General features: G+C 72.6%; 14 protein-coding genes. 11 read left to right on the forward strand and 3 right to left on the reverse strand.

The genetic code is table 11. From position 1 onward, the window contains the following. Nucleotides 1-124: 124 nt before the first annotated feature. Nucleotides 125-1,366: a serine/threonine-protein kinase gene (locus AAFF41_RS20110; protein WP_075029041.1), complete on the reverse strand. Its 1,242-nt coding sequence runs from the start codon at nucleotides 1,364-1,366 to the stop codon at nucleotides 125-127. A 158-nt stretch (nucleotides 1,367-1,524) separates the two neighbouring features. Continuing rightward, nucleotides 1,525-3,261 (reverse strand): serine/threonine-protein kinase, encoded by a 1,737-nt coding sequence (locus AAFF41_RS20115; RefSeq protein WP_319747511.1) that lies wholly within the window; start codon nucleotides 3,259-3,261, stop codon nucleotides 1,525-1,527. A gap of 477 nt (nucleotides 3,262-3,738) precedes the next feature. Between AAFF41_RS20115 and AAFF41_RS20120 the strand changes: the two genes are divergently transcribed. From AAFF41_RS20120 to AAFF41_RS20165, 10 genes are all read left to right on the forward strand, one after another. Further along, nucleotides 3,739-7,146 carry an FHA domain-containing protein gene (locus tag AAFF41_RS20120; RefSeq protein ID WP_319747509.1) on the forward strand — a complete coding sequence of 1,136 codons (3,408 nt, stop codon included), beginning with the start codon at nucleotides 3,739-3,741 and terminating at the stop codon, nucleotides 7,144-7,146. 42 nt (nucleotides 7,147-7,188) lie between these two features. Beyond that, on the forward strand, nucleotides 7,189-8,022 hold the full coding sequence (locus AAFF41_RS20125) for a 2-phosphosulfolactate phosphatase (protein WP_319747507.1): 834 nt from the start codon (nucleotides 7,189-7,191) through the stop codon (nucleotides 8,020-8,022). A gap of 244 nt (nucleotides 8,023-8,266) precedes the next feature. Beyond that, nucleotides 8,267-9,700, forward strand: coding sequence for an ABC transporter substrate-binding protein (locus AAFF41_RS20130; RefSeq protein ID WP_343324366.1), 1,434 nt, complete (start codon nucleotides 8,267-8,269; stop codon nucleotides 9,698-9,700). 7 nt (nucleotides 9,701-9,707) lie between these two features. After that, a complete protein-coding gene (locus AAFF41_RS20135) occupies nucleotides 9,708-11,048 on the forward strand; it encodes a carbohydrate ABC transporter permease (RefSeq protein WP_319747502.1) in 1,341 nt (446 codons plus the stop codon). Next, complete coding sequence (locus AAFF41_RS20140; RefSeq protein WP_319747501.1) at nucleotides 11,045-11,953, forward strand: carbohydrate ABC transporter permease; 909 nt, start codon at nucleotides 11,045-11,047, stop codon at nucleotides 11,951-11,953. The genes AAFF41_RS20135 and AAFF41_RS20140 overlap by 4 nt, the downstream gene beginning before the upstream one ends. Nucleotides 11,954-12,102: 149 nt before the next feature. Beyond that, the gene (locus AAFF41_RS20145; RefSeq protein ID WP_319747499.1) at nucleotides 12,103-14,370 is read left to right on the forward strand and encodes a bifunctional glycosyltransferase/CDP-glycerol:glycerophosphate glycerophosphotransferase; all 2,268 of its coding nucleotides are present in this window, start codon (nucleotides 12,103-12,105) and stop codon (nucleotides 14,368-14,370) included. Nucleotides 14,371-14,521: 151 nt separating this feature from the next. Next, nucleotides 14,522-16,759, forward strand: coding sequence for a bifunctional glycosyltransferase/CDP-glycerol:glycerophosphate glycerophosphotransferase (locus AAFF41_RS20150; RefSeq protein ID WP_343324367.1), 2,238 nt, complete (start codon nucleotides 14,522-14,524; stop codon nucleotides 16,757-16,759). A gap of 1 nt (nucleotide 16,760) precedes the next feature. Then, the gene (locus tag AAFF41_RS20155; RefSeq protein ID WP_319747495.1) at nucleotides 16,761-18,983 is read left to right on the forward strand and encodes a bifunctional glycosyltransferase/CDP-glycerol:glycerophosphate glycerophosphotransferase; all 2,223 of its coding nucleotides are present in this window, start codon (nucleotides 16,761-16,763) and stop codon (nucleotides 18,981-18,983) included. Continuing rightward, nucleotides 18,980-20,350 (forward strand): hypothetical protein, encoded by a 1,371-nt coding sequence (locus AAFF41_RS20160; protein ID WP_343324368.1) that lies wholly within the window; start codon nucleotides 18,980-18,982, stop codon nucleotides 20,348-20,350. The genes AAFF41_RS20155 and AAFF41_RS20160 overlap by 4 nt, the downstream gene beginning before the upstream one ends. A gap of 46 nt (nucleotides 20,351-20,396) precedes the next feature. Beyond that, complete coding sequence (locus AAFF41_RS20165) at nucleotides 20,397-22,001, forward strand: hypothetical protein (protein ID WP_319747490.1); 1,605 nt, start codon at nucleotides 20,397-20,399, stop codon at nucleotides 21,999-22,001. Between the two features lie 129 nt (nucleotides 22,002-22,130). Here AAFF41_RS20165 and AAFF41_RS20170 read toward each other — a convergent pair whose 3' ends face one another. Next, nucleotides 22,131-22,544, reverse strand: a complete 414-nt coding sequence (locus tag AAFF41_RS20170) for an organic hydroperoxide resistance protein (protein ID WP_319747488.1) — start codon at nucleotides 22,542-22,544, stop codon at nucleotides 22,131-22,133. Between the two features lie 124 nt (nucleotides 22,545-22,668). Here AAFF41_RS20170 and AAFF41_RS20175 point away from each other — a divergent pair, with 124 nt between their 5' ends. Further along, complete coding sequence (locus tag AAFF41_RS20175) at nucleotides 22,669-23,184, forward strand: MarR family winged helix-turn-helix transcriptional regulator (protein WP_054229617.1); 516 nt, start codon at nucleotides 22,669-22,671, stop codon at nucleotides 23,182-23,184. The last annotated feature ends 11 nt before the right edge of the window (nucleotides 23,185-23,195 follow it).

The raw sequence follows: 23,195 nt of genomic DNA on the forward strand, positions 1-23,195 counted from the left end.
CCAGCCCGAGGCCAGGGGCGAAGCCGCAGCCCCTCAGGGGCGCGGGGAACCGCACGATCAGCCCCCACCGGCCCGCGGCCAGACAACCCGGGGTCCGGGGCGGAGCCCCAGGTCGGGGCGGGGGTCAGGGGGACGCCGGGGCCGAGTTCTTCGTGTCGTGCGGCGTCGCCCCGGCGTCGTCACCCGACGTGGCCAACCATGTACCGACCCCCACCGCGGCGACGAGAACGGCCCCCGCCACCCCCAACGTGATCCGGCGTCGCCGCGCCGACGCCCGGTGCCGGGCCGACCCCGGCCGAGGCGCCCCCGCCGCCCGCGGCGCCCGAGCCGTCCCGCGCGCCCCACCCGCCAGCTCGTCCGGCCCCGGCACCCGCATCGACGTGTGCGTGTCCCGGTTGGAGTCCGGCGCAGCCCCCGGAACCAACGGCACCGCCCCCCGCCGCACCCGCGAGGCCGGCACCGTCGGCTCCGCCGTCTCGCCCCCCTCGGGGACGTCCTCCGCCGACTCCCCGTCCGGTTCGTCGACGTCCAGCGGCGGCATCCCCGCCAGCAGCGGCAGCTGCTCCCGCAACCGCGCCCCCAGCTCGGAGGCCCGCAACCGCGACGCCGGCGCCTTGGCCAGGCACTGCACGATCAGCTGCCACAGCTCCTCGGGGATACCGGGAAGCGGTACGACCGTCTCGGTCACGTGCCGCCGCAGCACCGCCCCGGGATGCCCGCCCCCGAAGGGCGTGAACCCGGCGAGGAGCTCGTACAGCACGGTGGCCAGGGCGTAGATGTCGACGGCGGCCCGCGGCGGCAGCCCTTCGATGATCTCGGGCGCGAGATAGTCCGGCGTCCCGATGATCTTCGTGGCCCGGGTCCGCCGCGGCGAGTCGATGAGTTTGGCCACACCGAAGTCCGTGAGCAGCGCGGGGTGCGAGCCCCCCGGGCCCAGCGGACCCTGCATGTCCAGCAGCACGTTCTCCGGCTTCACGTCCCGGTGGACGACCCCGGCCGCGTGCGCCGCCGCCAGCCCGTCCGCGACGTCGGCCACGATCGCGACCGCGGCCTCGGGCGCCAGCCGCCGTTCCCGGTCGAGCCGGGTGCGCAGATCCGTGCCCCGCACGAGGTCCATGACGAGCGCGAGGTCATTGCCGTCGACGACGAGGTCCCGCACCGCCACGACATGCGGGTGATCGAGCCCGAGCAGAGCCGTGCGCTCCTGTACGAAGCGGCCCACCAGCTCCTGGTCGGACGCGAGGTCCTCGCGCAGCAGCTTGATGGCGACGGGCCCCTCAGGTCCCTCACCGAGCCACACCGTGCCGGCGCTGCCCCGCCCCAGAATCTGGTGGGCGGTGTACCGGCTCCCGATCTTCCGTGCCAAGACTGCTCCTACTGACGCGTGTTGCCGCTAAAAGTACGCGTCCGAAGAGCCAACCTTCACTCCGGAGACGGAAATCACCCGTCAGATGTCGACAAATCCCCAGAGCCACGAGAGAACCGCGAGGGATTCACCGGGAATCAAAAGGGAATCGGAGGGAGCTAATTACCGGAACCGCCGAGATCCCCGATCCACTTGGTGGCGGTGTTGAACCCGTCCTTCAGCATGCCCCAGTACCCCTTGGTCGTCCCGATCCAGTGCTGGAGCGGGCTGAACTCCCAGACCAGCCAGCCGGCGACGAACAGGATGACGATCGTGAACAGGCAGCCCTTGAGACAGCCGAGTCCCGGGATCTTCATCGGGTTGGCGCTGCGCTGCCGCGGCTCGCGCGACTGCCGGGGCGCCGGCGCCTCGGGCTGCTGCGGCGGGGGCGCGTACCGCTGAGGCTGCGCCTGCTGCTGGGGCGCGGGGGCGTACCCCTGCTGCTGCCTCTGACGACGCTGCGGCTGCTGAGGCTGTTGCTGAGGCGCGTACTGCTGCGGCTGTTGCTGCTGCGGATACCCGTATCCGGGCGGCGGCTGCTGCCCCTGCGGCGGGCGCTGCTGTTGCTGGGGCCGCTGCTGCGGACGCGCGACCTGCCGCTGCGGACGGCGGCGCAGCGGGTCCTGGCCGGGGTCGAGGTACTGGACCTGGGTCTGCTCGTTGCGGTCCCGGGCCGCGCGCAGCTGGCTCTGCCAGGGGTGCGGGTCCTCGCCCTGCCCCGGCTGCCCCGGCTGGTGCGGGGGCACCGGCGGCATCACGGCGGTCGGGTCGGCGGCGCCGCGGTGCGGCAGTACGGCGGTGGGGTCGGCGGCGCCGGGCATGCCGGGGGCGCCGGTGTGCGGCAGGACGCTGGTCGCGCCGTTCGGGTCGTAGGCCCCCGGGGCGCTGTGCGGCAGCACCTGCGTGGGGTCGGCCGCGCCGGGCACGCCCGGCACCGCGGCCGGCGCCGGGTCGGGGGCGAGCAGCGCGCCCACGCCCTCCGCGGCGGCGATCTGCGCGGAGTTGGCGTGCACACCGATGCCCTGGGCGACGGTGCGCAGCCCGCGGGCGAGGTTCTCGGCGCTGGGCCGCTGATCCGGGTTCTTGCGCAGGCAGCGCTCTATGACGGTCCACAGGGGGTCCGGGACCGTGGAGGGGCGGCGCGGCTCGGCGCTCAGGTGCTGGTGCAGCACTTCGAGGGCGGACTCGCCGGCGAACGGGGGACGGCCGGTGACCAGCTCGTACAGCAGGATGCCCGCGCCATAGATGTCCACGGCGGACGTCTGCGGGCGTCCCTCGGCGGACTCCGGCGCCACGTACGCGGGCGTGCCGACGAACTCGTGGGTCCGGGTGAGGCCCGGGGAGTCGGCGAGCCGGGCGATGCCGAAGTCGGTGAGCATCGGGTGCATCTGGCCGCCGTCCTGCTTGAGCAGGACGTTCGCGGGCTTCAGGTCGCGGTGCACGACGCCGTCGGCGTGGCTGGCGGCGAGCGCGTCGGCGACCTGGGCGGTGAGGAGGGCGGCGGCGACGGGCGAGAACGGGCCGTTCTCGCGCAGATAGCGGTGCAGGTCGGGGCCGTCGACCAGGTCCATGACCAGGGCGAGCAGGTCACCCTCGACGACGAGGTCCCGTACCCGCACGATGTTCGGGTGGGTCAGGCGCAGCAGGACGGAGCGCTCCCGGAGGAACCGCATCACGATGTCCGCGTCGTTGGCGAGCTCCTCCTTGAGGACCTTGATCGCCACGGTCTCGCCGGGCTGGCCGGCGACGGCCGCCTCGGCGCCCGCGGTCTCCCGCTGGCGGGCTCGCCAGACAGTGCCTGTGGCGCCGCGCCCAAGCGGCTCCTCAAGGAGGTACTTGCTCCCTACCGGCCGCACGTCATGCGCTCCCTGTTGCTTGCTTGCCTGGTCCGTCCGCCGTCGTCAGCGTGCTGTGGCGGTTTCCGCTCCACTGTAGTGCCGAGACACATGGCACCGGACTGTCGTGTTCCTGTGCTTCCCACTGCTTCCCATAAGCACCTGTGCTTCGCATAAGCGCTCACGTACGCGTTCCCGTACATGTTCGATGGAAAGACGCTCGCATGTGGCGGTTGGTTGCCGATCGGCGTGCGCGGGGGCGACGTGACCGATCTCAAGCGGGCACCGGTCGGGCACTGGTCAGGCACTTTTACGGGCAGAGCCGACCAATCAAGATCACTTGCCGGTGGGGGGCGGGCGTGTTGTCAGTGACAGGTGCGAGGATGCCTTCAGTACTGGCCGACGCGCCCGTGTGCGGTGGGGGAATCTGCGGTGGGGGACCGCGGCACAGCCTCGCCCTCCTCGCGGGCGCCTGCGCGGAAGGGACCGCTGGCGGCGATGCAGATCCGGCTGACCGTCGTAGACCCGCTGGGCTCGCCCTCGGAGCCGCGGGGGCGAGCCGCGGCCTGCGATGTGCTGGTCACCGCACCCGCCGGGACGGCGCTGGCGGCGGTGGCGGCGGGTCTGGCCTCGGCGGTCGGCGGTGAGGGCGCGGGCCAGCACGAGCGCGGCCGAGAGCTCGGCGGAGGACCCGTCGTGCTGTACGCGGGAGCCGAGCGCCTCGACGGCCGGCGCTGCACCCTGGGCGAGCCGCCCCTGACCGACGGCGCCGTGCTGTCCCTGGGCTGCCCCGCCGAACCCGGTCCCGACGTGGACGGGGTCGCGGCCCGGCTCCATGTCGTCGCGGGCCCCGACGCGGGCGGCGTCCACCTGCTGCACGGCGGCCGGATCGACATCGGCCGCTCCGCCGACGCGGATGTCCCACTGGACGATCCCGACGTCTCCCGCCTGCACTGCGCGGTCACGGTCACCCCCGAGGGCCGCGTCTCGGTCGCCGACCTGGGCTCGACGAACGGCACGACGCTGGACGGCACCCAGGTCGGCACCCGCCCGGTCCGCTTCGGGCAGGGCGCGCTGCTGCGTGTCGGCGAGTCCGCCCTGCGACTGGCTCCGCCCGGTGGCGCGGATCCGGTGGGCACGACGCCGGACGGGGAGGGCCACGTCAGGGTCACCACCCTCACCGGCACGGCCACCCGCCCGAAGCCGCCCACCGGCCCCGGCCCCTCGTCGTCCCACGCCGGTCCCACCGCCCCCGCCGGTCCTTCCGCTCCTGTCGTGCCCCACGCGCGCGTGGGGGGCGCCTCCGGTGCCGGCGCGCTGCCCGTGCCGCCCGTCGGTGACACACATCACGGCTTCGGATCGGCGGAGTGGGGAGCTGCGGGCGGCGTCCCCGGAGGACAGGAGCACGGCCCGGTCGTGCCCGAACAGGGCCGGGCACCCCGGATCGAGAGCAGGCCCGCGCGGCCGTCCGGCCCCGACACGCCGGGGGACGGAGTCACGCCCCGGGCCGCGGCCGGTCAGGAGCCGGGCACCCGCAAAGGCACGCCCACACGGGGCACCGACGTGCCGCCGGGAGTGCGCAAGCGGAGCGGATTCGGCGCGTGGGCGCGTCGGCTGACCGGCGCCCGGGACGAACTGCCGGGCACCGGACCGGGGGATCCGTACGACACGGAAGGGGATGACGGGGCGGCGGAGTTCCTGGCGGCCTCCCTGCCCCCACAGGCCCCGGAGAGCTGGCCCGATCCCGCGACGCTGCTGCTCACCGCGCTGGGTCCGGGACCGCGGCTGTGGGAGCGCGGCCCGGGCCACCCGGAGACGCTGACGGTGCGGCTGGGCACGGCGGACCGTGCGGCCCCCGACGGTTCGGGGCTGGTGCCCGCGGTGCCGGTGACCGCGGGCCTGCGGGAGGTCGGCTCGCTGGGCCTGGCGGGGCCGCGGGCGCGGCTGGCCGGACTGACCCGCTCGGTGGTCGCCCAGCTCGCCGCGCTGCACTCCCCCGACGCCCTCGACATCGTCCTGATCAGCGCGGACCGCTCCCGCCCCGTGGAGGAGCGCACCGCCGAGTGGTCCTGGCTCGGCTGGCTCCCACATCTGCGCCCCACCCACGGCCAGGACTGCCGTCTCCTCCTCGCCTACGACCGTGAACAGGCGACGGCCCGCACGGACGAGCTCCTGCGCCGCCTGGACGACCAGCTGACGGAAACGGGCGGCGCCCGGGGCGCGTACGACAAGGCCGACCGCGTCCCCGTGGACGCGCGGGGCGGCGCACGGCGCCCGTCCTGGGCCCGCGAAGAGGACCCGACGGGGGCCGACCCGGACTTCGAGGGGCCGTTCACCGTGCTCGTCGTGGACGGGGACCCCGGAGGCGCCGACGTACGGGAGACGGTGCTGCGGCTGACGCACGAGGGCGCGCGGGCGGGCATACACGTGGTGTGTCTGGCCGAGACCGTGTCGGCCTCGCCCGCGTCCCCGGTGACGGAAACGTACGCGGCGGCCTGCGAGGCATCACCGGCGTTCCGGGAGTGCGGGGCGGTCGCGCTGCTCAGCGGGGATGTGGCGACGGCGCTGCGACTGATGCGGGTGGGAGCCGACGGGCCCGTGGGGCACGGCACGGTCGCCGCGGTGGACGCGGTGTCACTGGCCTGGGCGGAGCGTTTCGCGCGCGCACTGGCCCCCCTCCGTACGGACGGGGCGCACGCCGACCGCCACGCGCGCGTGTCCGCGCCGCTCCCTCAAGCGGCCCGTCTGCTGGACGAGTTGGGACTGGCCCGGGCCACCCCGGCGTCCCTCATGGCGCGTTGGGCGGACGCGGCGGACGACACGGAGGCCCTTGGGGGCCGCGGCCGGGCCGTCCTCGGCGCCGGCCCGCGCGGCCCGGTCGCCGTGGACCTCCCCACCGAGGGCCCGCACCTGCTGATAGAGGGCCCGCCCGGCAGCGGTCGTACGGAGCTGCTCCGCGCGATCGCCGCGTCCCTGGCCGCCGCGGAGCGCCCCGACCGGCTCGGGATCGTGCTGATGGACGGGCGGGACGGCACCGGGGGCCACGGCGCGGGCCAAGGAGCGGAGGGGCTGCGGGTCTGTACGGACCTGCCCCACGTCACCACCCACCTCACCGCCAACGACCCCGTACGGATGCGGGAGTTCGCCCAGGCGCTCAGCGCCGAGCTGAAGCGGCGGGCCGAGCTCCTGGGTCGGCTCGACTTCGCGGAGTGGCACACGCGCGGCGAGATGTCGGGCCGGATGGTCGCCCAGCGCACCCCCAAACCCTCCCCGGGAGCGAAGCCCGGCTCCGGCTCCCCCTCCTCCTCCGGCGCCGCGGATCTCGACGCGCCCCCCAGTTCGACCCTGCGGCTGCGCCCGGCGGCTGCCCGCGAACGGGCGGAACCGGGCCCCCCGTTGGCCCGTCTCTTCGTCATCATCGACGACCTGGACGCGTTGCTCTCCCCCGCCCTGGGCTCCCCGGGACGACCGGCGGCCGGTTCGGTCGTACGGGCTCTGGAGGCCGTCGCCCGCGAGGGTGACCGCCTCGGGGTGCACCTTGTGGCAGCCGCCGCCGACGACGGCCGCACGGCGACCACCGAACTGGGCCGCGCCGCCTCGCTCCGTATCTCCCTCGACCCGGTGTCCCCCGGCGCGGACGAACCCGCCCCCGGCCGCGGCCGTCTGTCCACTCCCGACGGCCGCCTCACGCCCTTCCAGGCCGGCCGGGTCACGGGCCGCATCCCCCGCACGGCCACCCTCCGCCCCACGGTCGTCCCCCTCGAATGGCACCGCATGGGCGACCCCCCGGCCCGCCGCCCCGTCCGCGAACTCGGCAACGGCCCCACGGACCTGGCCCTGCTGGCCAGCGCGCTGGAGCGGGCGGCGAAGTCGGTGGCGGCGGTGGAGATGCCGTCGTTGCTGTAGGTCCTCGACACCCGTACGCGACACTCGGCCCCCATGAGGGACATGAGTGACATGAGTGACTGGTATCTGCAGCAGGAGTACGGGGTCCGGTTCGAGTGGGGGGCCGGTGGGGCGGAGCGGGTCGCGGGCGGGGTCGGGTGTCTCGTGGTGGTGGACGTGTTGTCGTTCAGCACCTCCGTGAACGTCGCCGTCGAGGCGGGGACCCGGGTCCACCCCTATGCCTGGCGGGACGAGACGGCGTCCGTCTTCGCCCGGGACAACGCCGCGGAACTGGCGGTCGGACGGCGGGCGGTCACCGCGGCCTCTCCCTGGTCGCTGTCCCCCGCCGCGCTCCGGCGGGCCCCGTTCACCCCCCGGCTCGTCCTCCCCTCGCCCAACGGATCCGCCATCGCCGCGGCGGCGGGCGACTCGACCGTGGTCGCGGGCTGTCTGCGCAACGCGTCGGCCGTCGGCCGATGGCTGGCGCTCCATGGTCACGGAACCCTGGAACGGCCCCTCGCCGTGATCGCCGCGGGCGAGCGCTGGCCGGACGGCAGCCTGCGGCCGGGGGTGGAGGACCTGATGGGGGCCGGAGCGATCATCGCCGCACTCCAGGCGGCGGGCGGCGCCGGACCGCTGTCGCCCGAGGCGGCGGCCGCCCGGACCGCCTTCACCGGGACCCCCGACGCGGCCGGTGCCGTGGCCGCATGTTCCTCCGCTCTGGAACTGGTCCGGAGCGGCTTCGCCGACGACGTGGCGATCGCGGTCGAGGTGGACGCGAGTACGACCGTGCCCGTGCTCACCGACGGCGCCTTCAGCGCGGGCACCCGCACCGACGGCAGCCCCCTCGACGGCGCTGTCCACACCGGCCCCGTCCAGCTCATGCCGCCCGACTGAACCGCCGTCATCCGACTGACCCGCCATCACCCGGCTTTCGAGTCCTCCTTGTTCCCATTCCACCGCCGGAGCGCCCCCGCCGCACAGAGTCCGCACCGCGTTCGCACAGCCGCCCACGTCACGACCCAATCACGATCACCCGCTTGACAGCGCAGGCGCTCTTGCCGCCCTCGATGTCCCAGGCGTAGACCAGAGCGCACGGGACAGCGCCGGACGTTCGACGAAGAACGAGAACGGGGCAGTGATGCACAGAGCTCTTCGTACACACAAGTCGCCCAACCACTCGACGCACAGGTCACGCGGAGCCGCACACCACCGCAGGTCACCCAGGGCCGCGCAGGCCGCCGCAGCCGCCGTCGCCGTCGCGCTCGCCCTCACCGCGTGCGGCGGTGGCAGCAAGGACAAGAACAGCAACGGTGGTACGAGCAGCGCCAGTGCGAGCGGCGGCACCGTCACCCTCCCCAAGCTCAACGGCGAGAGCCTCGAAGTCGCCGCCGTCTGGACCGGCGAGGAGCAGAAGAACTTCAAGACGGTCCTCGCGGAGTTCGAGAAGCGCACCGGCGCGAAGGTGACCTTCGTGGCGGCCCAGGACCCGATCATCAACTTCCTCGGTTCGAAGATCGCGGGCGGCCAGCCGCCGGACGTCGCGCTGCTCCCGCAGCCCGGCGCCATCAAACAGGCCGTCGACAAGAAGTGGGCCAAACCCCTCGGCCCCGAGGCCCTGGCCGAGCTCGCCAAGAACTACTCGCAGGGCTGGCAGGACATCGGCAAGGTGGGCGGCAAGCAGTACGGCGTGTACTACAAGGCCGCCAACAAGTCGCTGATCTGGTACAACGCCAAGGTCTTCGAGAACGCGGGCGCGAAGGAGCCCCAGACCTGGCAGGACCTGCTGACGACCGCGCAGACGGTCTACGACTCCGGTGTCACCCCGTTCTCCGTCGGCGGCGCCGACGGCTGGACCCTCACCGACTGGTTCGAGAACGTGTATCTCTCCCAGGCGGGCCCGGAGAAGTACGACCAGCTGAGCCAGCACAAGATCAAGTGGACGGATCCGTCCGTCAAGCAGGCCCTCACCACCCTCGCCGGGATCTGGGGCAAGAAGAACTACATCGCGGGCGGCGCGAACGGCGCCCTGCAGACGGAGTTCCCGAGCTCCGTCACCCAGACCTTCACCGGCGGCGACCAGCCCAAGGCGGGCATGGTCTTCGAGGGCGACTTCGCACAGGTCAACATCGGCGAGACCAAGGCCAAGGTGGGCACGGACGCGAAGGTGTTCCCGTTCCCGGCCGTGGGCAGCGCGGCGCCCGTGGTCTCCGGCGGCGACGCGGCCGTCATCCTGAAGGACTCCAAGGCGGCGCAGGCACTGGCCACCTTCCTGGCCTCCCCGGACGCGGCGACGATCCAGGCCAAGCTGGGCGGCTACCTCTCCCCCAACAAGAACGTGCCGAACTCGGCGTACCCGAACGCCGTGCAGCAGAAGATCGCCAAGTCCCTGATCGCGTCGGGCGACGACTTCCGCTTCGACATGTCCGACCAGGCCCCGCAGGCCTTCGGCGGCACGCCCGGCAAGGGTGAGTGGAAGGACCTCCAGGACTTCCTGAAGAACCCGACCGACGTCGCGGGCACCCAGGCGACGCTGGAGAAGGACGCGGCGGCTGCGTACGGCAGCGGAAGCTGATCCGGCGATGACGTCGGCAACGGCCGGAGGAACCGCTCCGGTTCCTCCGGCCCGCACACGCAAGAGCGTGACCGGCACCCGCAGGACCGTGGCGGTGCTGTTCCTGCTGCCCTGCCTCGTGCTGCTCGGCGCGCTCGTGGTCTACCCGATCGGGTACTCGCTGATCCGCAGCTTCCTCAACCAGTCCGGCGACGGTTTCGCCGGGGTCGACAACTACAAGGCGCTGTTCACCGACGACGGCATCCGTACCGCCCTCAAGAACAACGTCATCTGGGTCGTGTTCGCGCCCACCGTCGCGACCGCGCTCGGTCTCGTCTTCGCGGTCCTCACCGAACGGGTCCGCTGGGGCACGGCGTTCAAGCTGGTCGTCTTCATGCCGATGGCGATCTCGATGCTCGCCGCGGGGATCATCTTCCGGCTGGTGTACGACCAGGACCCGAACAAGGGGGTCGCGAACGCGGTCTGGGTGGGGGTGCACGACACCTTCGCCGAGTCGTCGGCGTTCCCGAACGCCCACCCTGGACGGCAGTCGCCGCTCCGGCCGGAGAAGGGCGGCTTCCTCACCCAGCAGGCCGTGCACGCCGGGCAGTCCGTCTCCCTTCCCCTCGTCGGCGTCGCCCCCGACAAGATGCCCGGCGGCGCGAAGAAGGCCGTACAGGCACCGTCCGAGCCCGGCAAGGTCACCGGCACCACCTGGCAGGACTTCACCCGGGGCAAGGGCGTCGGCAGGCTCGGTCAGGTGGACCCGGGCGAACTCGGCTACCCGGGCATGAAGATCGAGGCGGTGAAGGACGGCAAGGTCGTCGATTCGGCGAAGGTTCGGGCCGACGGCACCTTCACGCTCTCCGACAAGGCCGACGGGGCTCGACTCCGGCTCCCGGCGAGCAACTTCCGTGAGCCGTACAACGGCGTCGACTGGCTCGGCCCGTCGCTCGTCACCCCGGCCGTGATCGGAGCCTACGTCTGGATGTGGGCCGGCTTCGCCATGGTGCTCATCGCGGCGGGGCTCGCGGGCGTGCCGCGTGAGCTCCTCGAAGCGGCGCGGGTGGACGGGGCGAACGAGTGGCAGGTGTTCCGAAGGGTCACCGTGCCGCTGCTCGCGCCCGTCCTCGCCGTCGTCCTGGTCACGCTGATGATCAACGTGCTGAAGGTCTTCGACCTGGTCTTCATCATCCCGCCGGGCTCCTCCCAGGACGACGCGAACGTGCTGGCCCTGGAGCTGTACCGGAAGGGCTTCTCCGAGGACCAGCCGGGCATCGCGAGCGCGATCGCGGTGTTCCTGCTGCTGCTCGTGATCCCGGTGGTGTGGTTCAACGTGCGTCGTCTGCGCCGGGAGGTACGACGATGACCAACCAGGTCGGCGGTCTCACGAAGCCCGCGCCCGTCACCGGCGTCAAGGCCCGAGGGTCGCTCGGCTCACGGCTCGCGAGCGGTGTCAGCGGCGGGATCGTCCGGGTCTTCCTCCTTCTCGTCGGCCTGTTCTGGCTGGTGCCGACGATCGGGCTGTTGCTGTCCTCGCTGCGCGCACCGGAGGACATGAGCGCGTCCGGCTGGTGGAAGGTCTTCAGCGAGCCCTCCCAGCTCACCGTGGACAGTTACCAGAAGCTCCTGGAGAACGGTGACATCACGAGTTCCCTGGGGAACACGGTGCTGATCACCGTCCCGGCGACCGTCCTCGTCGTCGTCATCGGCGCGCTCGCGGGCTACGCCTTCGCCTGGATGGAGTTCCCGGGCCGCGACTGGTGGTTCCTGGCGGTGGTCGGTCTGCTGGTCGTCCCCGTGCAGGTGGCGCTGATCCCGATCGCCGAACTCTTCGGCAGGATCGGCATCTTCGGCACGATCTTCGGGGTGATCCTCTTCCACGTGGGCTTCGGTCTGCCCTTCGCGGTGTTCCTGCTGCGGAACTTCTTCGCGGAGATCCCCCGGGAGCTGCTGGAGGCGGCCCGGCTCGACGGCGCGGGTGAACTGCGCCTGTTCCTACGGGTCGTGATGCCGCTCGGCGGTCCCGCGATCGCCTCGCTCGGCATCTTCCAGTTCCTGTGGGTGTGGAACGACATGCTGGTCGCGCTGGTGTTCTCCGACGCGGGCAGCCAGCCGATCACGGTCGCACTCCAGACCCAGGTACGCCAGTTCGGCAACAACATCGACGTGCTGGCGCCCGGCGCCTTCATCTCGATGGTCATCCCGCTGGCCGTGTTCTTCGCGTTCCAACGCCAGTTCGTGTCCGGGGTGATGGCGGGCGCGGTGAAGTAGCCGGACAAATAACCACATCAGGGGCGAGCCGGACACCGGCTCGCCCCTCGGCGTTCACTCAGAATCCCCCGTATGCCACATCTGGCGTAACCAAGTCACCCCTTCGGCCGTTGCCGGGCAGTATGCCCGCGCCGACCCATGGATGTCCCTTGCCCAGGTTCAGTGTCATCGTCCCCGCGTACAAGGTTCAGGCGTACCTGCACGAATGCCTCGAATCCGTGCTGGAGCAGTCCTATCCGGACCTCGAACTGATCGCCGTCGACGACTGCTCGCCCGACGCCTGCGGTGCGATCATCGACGAGTTCGCCGCCCGTGACTCCCGGGTCCGCCCCGTCCGCCTGCCGGGGAACGTGGGCCTCGGGCGTGCCCGCAACGCGGGGCTCGAACACGCCACCGGCGACTACCTGCTCTTCCTGGACGGCGACGACACCCTCACCCCGGACGCCCTGCGCGCGATCGCCGACCGGCTGAAGGAGACCTCCGAACCGGACGTCCTGGTCTACGACTACGCGCGCACCTACTGGAACGGGGACATCGTCCGCAACCACTTCGCGGAGCAGCTCAGCGAGCGGGGACCCGCGCCCTTCCGGCTCGACGACCGGCCGGGGCTGCTCAGGGTCCTGATGGTGGTGTGGAACAAGGCGTACCGAAGGGAGTTCGTCCAGCGTGCGGGCCTCTCCTTCCCGCCCGGCTACTACGAGGACACCCCCTGGACCTACCCGGCGCTGATCTCCGCCGAGACGATCGCCACCCTCGACCGGGTCTGTGTGCACTACCGCCAGCGCCGTCAGGGCAACATCCTCGGCACCAGCAGCCGCAAGCACTTCGACATCTTCGAGCAGTACGACCGCGTCTTCGCGCATCTCGACGCGCACCCGGAGCTGGCGCGGTGGCGTCCGGTCCTGTTCCGCCGCATGGTCGACCACCTCTCCACGGTGTTCACCAAGCGGGGCCGGCTGCCGCGCGGCACCCGCGCCGAGTTCCTGCGCAAGGCCCGCACCCACTACCGCCGTTACCGCGCGCCGGGCGCCGCCGTCCGCCCCCGCACCCGCCTCCGGCACGCCCTGGTACGGCTCGGCAACCACCGCACGTACCGACTGCTCGGCCTGGCCACGAGTACCCACAAGAAGGCGCTGCGCGGCGTCAAGGGACTGCTGCGCAAGGTCCGCGGCGGCGCCCTCCAGTTCCACTACCGCGTCCAGCTCCGCCTGCCGCTGCGCGCCGACCGCGCCGTCTTCTCCAGCTACTGGGGGCGCGGCCACGGCTGCAACCCGGGCGCTCTGGAGTCCGCGTTCCGCGAACTCGCCCCGCACATCCGTACGGCGTGGATCGCGCACCCCGAGTACCACCACACGATCCCGGCCTCGACGCGCCGTCTGCGGCCCGGTACGACGGCGTACTGGACGGCGCTCGCCCGCTCCAAGTACCTCGTCAACAATGTCAACTTCGACCGCCGGCTGGTCAAGCGCCCCGGCCAGATCATGATCCAGACCCAGCACGGCACCCCGCTCAAGTACATGGGCCTCGACCTCCAGGACCGCCCGGCGGCCGCCCGTGACACCGACTTCGCCGAGCTGCTGCGCAGCGCCGACAAGTGGGACTACTGCCTGTCGGGCAACCGCCACTCCACCCTGATCTGGGAGCGCGTCTTCCCCGCCGCGTACACGACGCTGGAGTACGGCCTCCCCCGCAACGACGTGTTCCAGCGGGCGACCTCGACGGACGTCACCCGGCTGCGGCAGTCCCTCGGCATCCCCGAGGGCACGGTCGCCGTCCTGTACGCGCCGACCTACCGCGACTACCGCCGCACCCAGCGTCTCGCCCTCGACCTGGAGCGCGTCCTGCGCCGGCTCGGCCCCCGGTTCGTCGTCCTGACCCGCGCCCACCACTCGTACGCCGCCGCGCTGAGCAACCGCTCCGGGGCCCGGCTCATCGACGTCTCCGACCACCCGAGCATCGAGAACCTCTGCCTGGCCTCGGACGCGCTGGTCACCGACTACTCCTCCCTGATGTTCGACTACGCGGTCCTGGACCGGCCGATCGTGATCCACGCGGACGACTGGGAGGCGTACCAGGCCTCCCGGGGCACCTACTTCGACCTGCGGGACTTCCCGCCGGGCGCGGTCGCGCGCAGCGAGGACGAGCTGATCGACATCTTCGCGACCGGCCACTGGCGCGGCTCCCGCTCGACCCAGCTGCGGACCGCGTTCCGCGAGCGGTTCTGCCCGTACGAGGACGGGCGCGCCGCCGAGCGGGTCGTACGCCATGTCGTGCTGGGCGAGAGCGCCGGGCTGCCACGGGTACTGCCGCCCACGCAGCGCCACCCGGTCCCGTCGGCCGCCGCCGCCCGTCCCCGGACCCCCCTGGCCACCGTGCCCGCGCCCGGCACCCCCGTCCCCGTCGCCGAGATCCTCTGAACCGGAGCAGGCATGCCCTCCAGCCCCTCCCGGCCCACACCGACGAGACCCGTCACCTGGCGCCCCGCCGGGCGGCCCGGGCGCTGACACCGACCGGCGCCCCGGCAGCAGCCCGAGAAGCAACCAAAGAAGTAAGCAGAGAAAGAGCAGAATGCCCCGCTTCAGCATCATCGTCCCCACTCATGGAGTCGCCGGGCGACTGGCCCTCGCACTGGACTCGGTCCTCGACCAGTCCTTCGGCGACTTCGAGCTGATCCCGGTCTGCGACGGGCCGGACTCCCCGGCGGGCGAGGTCGCCGCCGGGTACGCCGCGCGGGACTCCCGGGTGGCCCCGGTCCACTCACCGCCCGCGGACGGACTGAGCGGGGCGCGCAACACCGGGACCGGGGCGGCGAGCGGCACGTATCTGCTCTTCCTCGACGGCGACGACGTCCTGGTGCCGGGCGCGCTGGCCGCCCTGGACCGCACACTCCAGCACGAGCCCGTGGAGGCGGACGTCCTCTACTTCGGACACGAACGGGTCCACTGGTGGGACGTCGAGACCAGCACACCGCCCCTCCCGAAGGCCCCGGAGGGGGTGTTCACCCCGGACCGGGCGCCGCGGCTGACCGGAGCGGGCCTTCCGGCGTGGAGCGCGGTCTACCGCCGGGCGTTCCTTCGGGAGCGGCGCCTCGCCTTCCCCCCGGGGCACTTCACGGATCTCGGCTGGGGCGGCCTGGTGACGGTCGCCGCCGGCCGGCTGGCGGTGCTGCGCCAGGTCGTCGTACGGCATCGGCTGCGGCGGCAGGGCAGCCTCCTGAACACGCCGGGCGAGCACCAGTTCCAGCTTCTCGACCAGGTCGACCTGGTGCTGAGCCGGGCGGCCGAGGAGCAGCTGTCCGTGGAGCGGTCGCGGGCGCTGTTCGGTGACCTCTTCGCGGCGGTGCTGAAGTCGGCCGCCCATCCGAAGCGGCTTCCGCTGCATCGGCGCCGGGCCTTCTTCCGGCGTGCGGGCCGGCTCTACCGGCGCCACCGGCCCGCCGGGTTCCGGCCGCCGCCGGGCCGGATCGGGGTGCAGTACCGGCTCCTGGCGGCCGGGGCGTACAGCGCCTTCCGCGCGCTGCGCGGCGTCAGCCGGCGGATGACGAGGGCGGGAATGGGGGTCCCCCCTGGTCGAGCGAAGTCGAGAGCTTGGGGAAAACTGCCGCGCCCCCGTCGGCTGAGCGCCCGCGCGCGGTACGCCGCGCAACTGCGCCTCCCCCTCGACGAGAACCTCGTCGTGTACTGCGCCTACTGGGGCCGCGGTTACGCCTGCAGCCCGGCCGCGATCCACGCCAAGGCCCTCGAACTCGCTCCGCATCTGCGCTCGGTGTTCCTGGTCGAGGCCGACGCGGTGGACCAGGTCCCGGACGGTGTCGACCACGCGGTGATCGGAAGCCCGCGCGCCTGGGAGGTGCTGGCCCGTGCCAAGTACCTGGTCAACAACGCCAATTTCGCGGACGATGTCGTCAAGCGGCCCGGCAGCGTGCATCTGCAGACCCAGCACGGCACGCCACTGAAGACGATGGGCGTCGACCAGTCGACGTATCCGATCGTGGCCGCCGCGACCGGCAGCTTCGCCAAGCTGCTGACCCGGATGGACCGCTGGGACTACAACCTCTCCTCCAACCGGCACTCCACCCAGATGTGGGAGCGGGCCTTCCCGGGTACGTACGAGACCCTGGAGTACGGCTATCCGCGCAACGACGTCTACTACACGGCGACCGCCGAGGACGTGGCCCGCGTCCGCGCCCGGCTGGGCGTCCCCGAGGGCAGGACCGCCCTCCTCTACGCGCCCACGCACCGCGACTACAGCACCGGCTTCGAGTCCCGGCTCGACCTGGAGGCCTTCTGCGAGGAGATCGGCGACGAGTTCGTCGTGCTGCTGCGCGCCCACTACTTCTACGACGAGGGCAGGCGCAGAGGCAGCGGCCGGATCATCGACGTGACCCGGCACCGGTCCTCGGAGGACGTCTGTCTGGCCGCCGACGCGTTGATCACGGACTACTCGTCGATCATGTTCGACTACGCCAACCTCGACCGCCCGATCGTCGTGTACGCGGACGACTGGGAGGTCTACCGGGAGACGCGGGGCGTCTACTTCGACCTGATGGAGGCACCGCCGGGCCCGGTGGTGCGCACCCCGGGGGAGCTCGCGGGGGCCTTCCGCGACCGCTCCTACGCGGACGACTCCTCGCGAGCCCTGCGGGCCGCCTTCCGTGAGCGCTTCTGCCAGTTCGACGACGGACAGGCCACCGAGCGGGTCGTCCGCAGAGTGCTGCTGGGACGGCCGCCCGAGGCGATCCCGCCGGTGATCCCGCTCGCCGAGCGCCTTCCGGCCCCCGCCGCGTCCACCCTCGTAAGGAGCTGACGTGCCCCGCTTCAGCGTCATCGTCCCCGTCTTCAGGGTGCAGGGCTTTCTGCGCGAGTGCCTCGACTCGGTCCTGGACCAGTCGTACACCGACATCGAGGTGATCGCGGTCGACGACTGCTCACCGGACGCCTGCGGCGCGATCCTCGACGAGTACGCGGCCCGCGAGCCGCGCCTGCGGGTGCTGCACCTGCCGCAGAACGTGGGCCTCGGCCGCGCCCGCAACGCCGGAATGCCGTACGCGACGGGGGACTACCTCCTCTTCCTCGACAGTGACGACACCCTCACGCCGGGCGCCCTGCGCGCCATGGCCGACCGCCTCGACGAGACGGCCGACCCCGATGTACTGGTCTTCGACTACGCGCGCACCTACTGGTGGGGAGGCACGCGCCGCAACGTCCTCGCGCAGGTGCTGACCGAGGGCGGCGACGGCTGCTTCACGGCCGCCGAACACCCGGAGATCCTCGACCTGTTGATGGTCGCGTGGAACAAGGTCCACCGCCGCGCGTTCGTCGAGCGGGAGGGCTTCACCTTCCCGCCCGGCTACTACGAGGACACCCCCTGGACCTTCCCGGTCCTGCTCAGCGCGGAGCGGATCGCCACCCTGGACCGGATCTGCCTGAACTACCGGCAGCGCCGCCAGGGCAACATCCTGTCCACCACCAGCCGCAAGCACTTCGACATCCACGACCAGTACGAGCGCGTCTTCGCCTTCGTCGACTCCCGCCCGCGGCTGTCGAGCTGGCGCCCTTTCCTGCACCGCAAGATGGGCGAACACTGTCTGGACATCCTCGCCAAGCCGGACCGGCTGCCCGCGTCCGACAAGGGCGAGTTCTTCCGGCGCACGGCCGCGCTCTTCCGCAAGCACAACGGCGGTGGCCCGGTGCCGCCCGAACTGCGCGTCCTCCAGGGCGGCTACGTGGCCTACCTCGCCCGGAGCAAGTCCGGCCGACTCGGCACGGAACTCGGGCGGCGCGGGCTCCAGGTGCGCAAGGTGGCGGCCACCCGGGTCAAGAGCGGCTGGTCCGCGGCGCACGAACACCGGCCGCTGGACCCCGATCTCGCGGTGTACTCGGCGTTCTCGCACCGCGGCGTGCTCGGCGACCCGGGCGCGATCTACCACGCGGCGCGCGAACTCGCCCCGCACGTCCGGGGGGTGTGGGTGGTGCGCGAGGACCAGGCGACGCAGCTGCCGCCCGGCGTCGAGTACGTCCTGCCGGACTCGCTCGGCTACCGCCGGGTCACCGCCCGCGCCACGTACCTGATCAACAACGTCAACTGGCCCGGCACCCTGGTCAAGCGCGAGGGCAGCGTCCATGTGCACACCCACCAGGGCACCCCGCTGAAGTACATGGGGGCCGACCTGCGCGACAAGCCCGGCGCCCGGCACGGCTTCGACGTGCCGCAGATGCTGCGCCGCGCCGACCGCTGGGACTACAGCCTGGTCGCCAACCGCCACTCCGAACTGGTCTGGGACCGCGCCTACCCGTGCCACTTCACCTCGCTGCGCACCGGCAGCCCCCGCAACGACGTCCTCGTACGGGCCCGGCCCGAGGACGGTGCGGCGGTCCGCGCCCGCCTCGGCATCCCGGCCGGCCACCGGGTGGTGCTGTACGCGCCGACGCGCCGCGACTACGTCCGCGGCGGCCTCGTCGACCGGATCGACCTCGCCCGGTTCGCCGACGACCTCGGCGAGGGCCACACCCTCCTGGTACGGCTGCACCCCTCGCTCACGGACGGCCCCTCGCGCGGGATGGGCCTGTCCGAACTGCACCGGCGCGGGGTCGTGCTCGACGCGACCGACGAGCCGCACGTCGAGGACCTGATGCTCGCCTCCGACGTGCTGGTCACGGACTACTCGGCCCTGATGTTCGACTACGCCAACCTGGACCGGCCGATCGTGATCCACGCGGACGACTGGGGCGCGTACGCCGCGAGCCGGGGCGCGTATTTCGACATCACGGCCGACGCGCCGGGCCATGTGGCCCACTCCTACCGGGAGCTGGCGTGGCTGTTCGCGTCCGGGTCCTGGCGGGACGAGGAGTCGGCGCGGCTGCGGGCCGGGTTCCGGGCGCGGTTCTGCGCGTTCGACGACGGGCGGGCGGCCGAGCGGGTGGTACGGACGCTGATGCTCGGCGAGCGCGTGGAGCACCCGGTGCCGGTGGCGGTGGTGCCCGCGCAGGCGGGACACGACGTCCTCACGTCGTCGCGAGCGCCCTCATGACCGTCGTCGGCCCGTTCGTGAAGCAGCGCCCGCCCCGGTTCTGGGTGGCCGTCCTGGCCGCCGCCTTCGCCCTGCTCCAGCTCGCGAACGTCACCGGCCGCGACACCCCCGACACCAAGAACTACCTCTCGTACGCCCTGAGTCTGCGCGGCGCGAACAAGCACGAGGCGGCCGCGGCCACCATCGACTACGTCTGCGCCGGGCGTGCGTCCGTCGCGCGCCGCGACCAGAGCGTCAACGTCGTCCACTTCCGCGAGCCGAGCCCCGCCCGGCGGGTCGTCGAGGAGTGCCGGCGCGACCAGTGGGGGTGGGTGTCGAAACGGCTGAGCGCCGGGCAGACGGCGGGCCACACCGTGCCGTTCATACCGCCGCGCTTCATGCGGATCTTCGAGGCGCGCCCCGGCTACCCGGTCTTCCTGGTCCCCTTCATCACCGTCCTCGGCGTGAAGTGGGGCCTGTGGACGTCGAGCGTCCTCATCACGGTCGCCGGGGGCGTACTCGCCTTCCTGGTGCTGCGCACCCTGCGCGCCCCCACCGTCGCCTCCCTGACCGGACAGGCCCTCTTCTACGTCCTGCCGTGCGGCACGACCTCCATACGACCCATGGCCGAGGGCCTGCTGCTGACCCTGACACTGGCCGCGCTGTGGGGCTGTGCACTCGCTCTGGAGGGCCGGACGCGGGCCGCGACCGCGCTGGTCGGCGGGTCCCTGGCCGCGCTCTTCGCCGTCAAGCACGGTTGCCGTAGCCCGCCGCGCCGGACGCCGAGCACCGCGCAGGCGCCCGCCAGGCACAGCCCGAGGAACAGGGCCTGCGCGCTGCGGAGGCTCGCACGGCCGTTGCGGGAGGTGGGGGTGGTGGCGGCCTGCGGGGTCGCCGTCACCCTGCTCGCGGCGAAGGTACTGGGCTACCCGTCCGAGTCGGAGTCCCTCCAGGACCTGCTCACGGCCCACTTCTCCCGGCCCGACCGCAGCCGTCCGTGGTCGGATCTCCTCCACCTGGAGGTCAACTTCTGGGTGGAGTGGCTGCGTCGCGAGCTCTGGCAGCCGTTCTTCCCGACGGCCCTGCTGGCCGGGGCCTGGGGCGCGCTGCGACAGCGTCCGGACTTCGGGGTGTTCCTGGTCGCGGGCGCGCTCACCGGCGTCCTCAACCAGGCCGGACACCCCGACATCAACATCTACGGCGACCGGCTGATCGTGCTGGCGTGGGTGCTGCCGGTGGTGGGACTTCCGCTGCTGCTGGAACAGGTCGTACGGCCGCGGGTGCGGGGGCCCGACACGGTGCCGGGCCCGCCGAGGACGGACGCGGGGCCGAAGACCGCGATGGACGCCGGGACGGGCGCCGGACTGGACGCCGGAGTCGCTCGATGAGGTGAAGTTCGGCAAAGCCGTGGGCTTCGGTGGGCATATACGACAAATGACCCGAACAGCTCAGACCGAGGTCGGCCTCCCCGTCCGGCGGACCGCCCGTGGCGCGACCGCGTTGCGCGGCGGCGCCCCCTGGCGCCCGACGCCCTATCAGGTGTTCGGCGGGCTGTTCTGGCTGCTGCTGTGCCTCGCCTCCTGGCGGGTGCCGATGTGCTGCGACTTCGGCCAGCACGCGGCGGTCGTCGAGCGCCTCAAGGCGAACCTCCTGCATCCGGCCCATCCGACGGCGGACCTGCCGGGCGAGGGCAGCCCCTTCTACTCGCCGTACACCGTGGCCCAGGGCGCCTTCGCCCGGCTGACGGGCCTCGCGGGCTGGGAGGTGGTCCGGCTCTCGGCGCCGCTGAACCTGTTGGTGCTGCTGACGGGGATCGGCCGCTTCGTGCGCGTCCTGGCGCCCCGCCGCCCCTGGACACCGGTGTGCGCGCTGCTCGCGATGGTGCTGCTGTGGGGCACCGAGCGGGCCTGGTCGAGCGGCTACCTCGGACTGATGTCGATGACGGGCAACCTCGGCTATCCGTCGACGTTCGCCATCGGACTCACCTTCTGGGCCTGGGCGCTCACGGGCACGTTCGCGGGAGGGATCGGCGGCCCGGTCCGGTACGTCGGCCCGAGCGGGCTGCGGAGCCTGTCCGGATACAAGGGGCTCGGCGTTCTCTACGGCCTGATCCTGCTCGTCCACCCCATCACCGCGTCGGCGGCGGCGCTCGGGGCGGTGGCGTTCGTGGCCGGGTGGCAGCGGGGATGGCGGGCGGCCGTGGCGGCCCGGTGGGCGATCACGGGGGCGGCCGCGCTGATGGTCGCCCACCTCTGGCCGTACTTCGACGTCCTCACGCTGCCCGGGGACCACAGCATGGACGCCATGCACCGGCGGCTGTACGAGGGGGTGCCCGGGCACTACTGGCTGGCGCTGATCGGGGTACCGGCACTGTGGCTGCGCGCGCGGCGCTCCTGGCGGGACCCACTGGTGCTGATGTTCGCGCTGGACTGCCTGGCGGTGGCGTACGGCTGGGTCAGCGGGCACTACACCTACGGCAGGATCCTGGGACTCGCGCTCGTGGCGCCGCAGTTCGCGCTCGCGATCGAGCTGGCGGCGGCGCGGCCGTGGCCGGTGTGGCGGCGAGCGCTGGGGACGGTGGCGGCCGTCGGCGCCTGCGTCGGCTTCCTCACGGTGCAGGCCGGTGCCGTCGTACCGCGTTCACTCGATCCGGTGAGTTTCGACCAGCCGCCGCGATGGCCCTCGTACGACTGGGCGGCGCGGCACATCAAGCCCGGCGAGGTGGTGATCGCCGACGGGTACTACGCCCCCCGTCTGATCCCGGGCTACGGCCCGAATCTGGCGGCGCCCGTGTGGCCGGACGCGGGACTGGACGAAGGGGAGCGGGTGCGGCGGCTCGCGGCCGTCCGGGGGTACCTCGACCCCGCGTCGACGCGGGCGCGGCGCTCCGCGGTGGTGCGGCGTTATCACGTGCGATGGCTGTTGCTGACGCGGTGGAGTCGGGTGCCGGAGGAGGCGACGGTGGTGGATTGGAGCCGGCGTACGGGCGAGGTCCTCGCGAGGGTCGCTCCGCGGAGTGGGCAGAAAGGCCGCGGGTGATGCGCGGGGTGCGCGTCGCCCGTGGCCGGTCGGGCCCACGCGGCGGAGCCGCACATGTCACAGCCCCGCGCCCCGGACGGGGCGCGGGTACTGAGCGGCGTCACCACCTGTGGACCACTCGCTCCCGAACTACTCGATGACGAGCTCGACCTGGATGTTGCCGCGGGTGGCGTTGGAGTAGGGGCAGACCTGGTGGGCCTGCTCGACCAGCTTGCGGCCGGTGGCCTCGTCCACGGAGTCCGGGAGCTCGACGCGGAGCGTGACGGCCAGGCCGAAGCCCTCGCCCTGCTTGCCGATGCCGACCTCGCCGGTCACCGCGGCCTCGCTGACGTCGACCTTCGCGGCGCGGCCGACAAGGCCGAGGGCGCTGGCGAAACAGGCGGCGTAGCCGGCGGCGAACAGCTGCTCGGGGTTGGTGCCCTGACCACTGCCACCCATCTCCACCGGGATGGCCAGCTGCAGGTCGAGCTTGCCGTCGGAGCTGACGGCGCGACCCTCGCGGCCGTGGGTGGCGGTGGCGACAGCGGTGTAGAGCGCGTCCATGAAAACCATCCCTCTCAAGTCAAGGTATTGCCGGGGCGACCGGTCCGACCGCCTCACGGCCCCAATTAGAGCACGCAATTCAATTGCGCACAACTCAATGGCGGGCAAGAGCTATCCTGGAGTCATGACCGCCATGCCGACCCCGAGCACCCAGGCCCCGTCCGACGGGGACTACCTCCGTCTCGACCAGCAGATCTGCTTCTCCCTCAACGCCGCCTCGCGCGCCTTCGGGGGCGTGTACCGGGTGATCCTCAAGGACCTCGGGCTCACCTACCCCCAGTACCTGGTGATGCTGGTGCTGTGGGAGCACGGCGAGCTGCCCGTGAAGAAGGTCGGCGAGCATCTGCGGCTCGACTCCGGGACGCTGTCCCCGCTGCTCAAGCGGCTGGAGACGGCCGGTCTGGTGCGGCGGGAGCGCAGTGCGGTGGACGAGCGCTCCGTGCACGTCCACCTCACGGACGAGGGCACGGCCCTGCGCGAGCGTGCGCTGCGCGTGCCGCGTCGGATCGCCGCGGCGACGGGCGCGAACCTCGAGGAGATCCGGGAGCTGCAGGCGCGGCTCGACCGGCTCACGGCGGCGTTGGACGCGGCGGCGCTCGACCCCGCGGCCCTGGACGCGGCCGGCGCGGACGTCTCCTAGGGCCCGATCCG

The sequence above is a fragment of the Streptomyces mirabilis genome, assembly GCF_039503195.1.
Lineage (GTDB): Bacteria > Actinomycetota > Actinomycetes > Streptomycetales > Streptomycetaceae > Streptomyces > Streptomyces mirabilis_D.

Coding starts and splice junctions, on each gene's coding strand:
- AAFF41_RS20165 (WP_319747490.1), top strand. CDS start 20,397: ATGACCCGAACAGCTCAGACCGAGGTCGGCCTCCCCGTCCGGCGGACC.
- AAFF41_RS20175 (WP_054229617.1), top strand. CDS start 22,669: ATGACCGCCATGCCGACCCCGAGCACCCAGGCCCCGTCCGACGGGGAC.
- AAFF41_RS20140 (WP_319747501.1), top strand. CDS start 11,045: ATGACCAACCAGGTCGGCGGTCTCACGAAGCCCGCGCCCGTCACCGGC.
- AAFF41_RS20135 (WP_319747502.1), top strand. CDS start 9,708: ATGACGTCGGCAACGGCCGGAGGAACCGCTCCGGTTCCTCCGGCCCGC.
- AAFF41_RS20130 (WP_343324366.1), top strand. CDS start 8,267: ATGCACAGAGCTCTTCGTACACACAAGTCGCCCAACCACTCGACGCAC.
- AAFF41_RS20150 (WP_343324367.1), top strand. CDS start 14,522: ATGCCCCGCTTCAGCATCATCGTCCCCACTCATGGAGTCGCCGGGCGA.
- AAFF41_RS20160 (WP_343324368.1), top strand. CDS start 18,980: ATGACCGTCGTCGGCCCGTTCGTGAAGCAGCGCCCGCCCCGGTTCTGG.
- AAFF41_RS20170 (WP_319747488.1), bottom strand. CDS start 22,544: ATGGACGCGCTCTACACCGCTGTCGCCACCGCCACCCACGGCCGCGAG.
- AAFF41_RS20125 (WP_319747507.1), top strand. CDS start 7,189: ATGAGTGACATGAGTGACTGGTATCTGCAGCAGGAGTACGGGGTCCGG.
- AAFF41_RS20120 (WP_319747509.1), top strand. CDS start 3,739: ATGCAGATCCGGCTGACCGTCGTAGACCCGCTGGGCTCGCCCTCGGAG.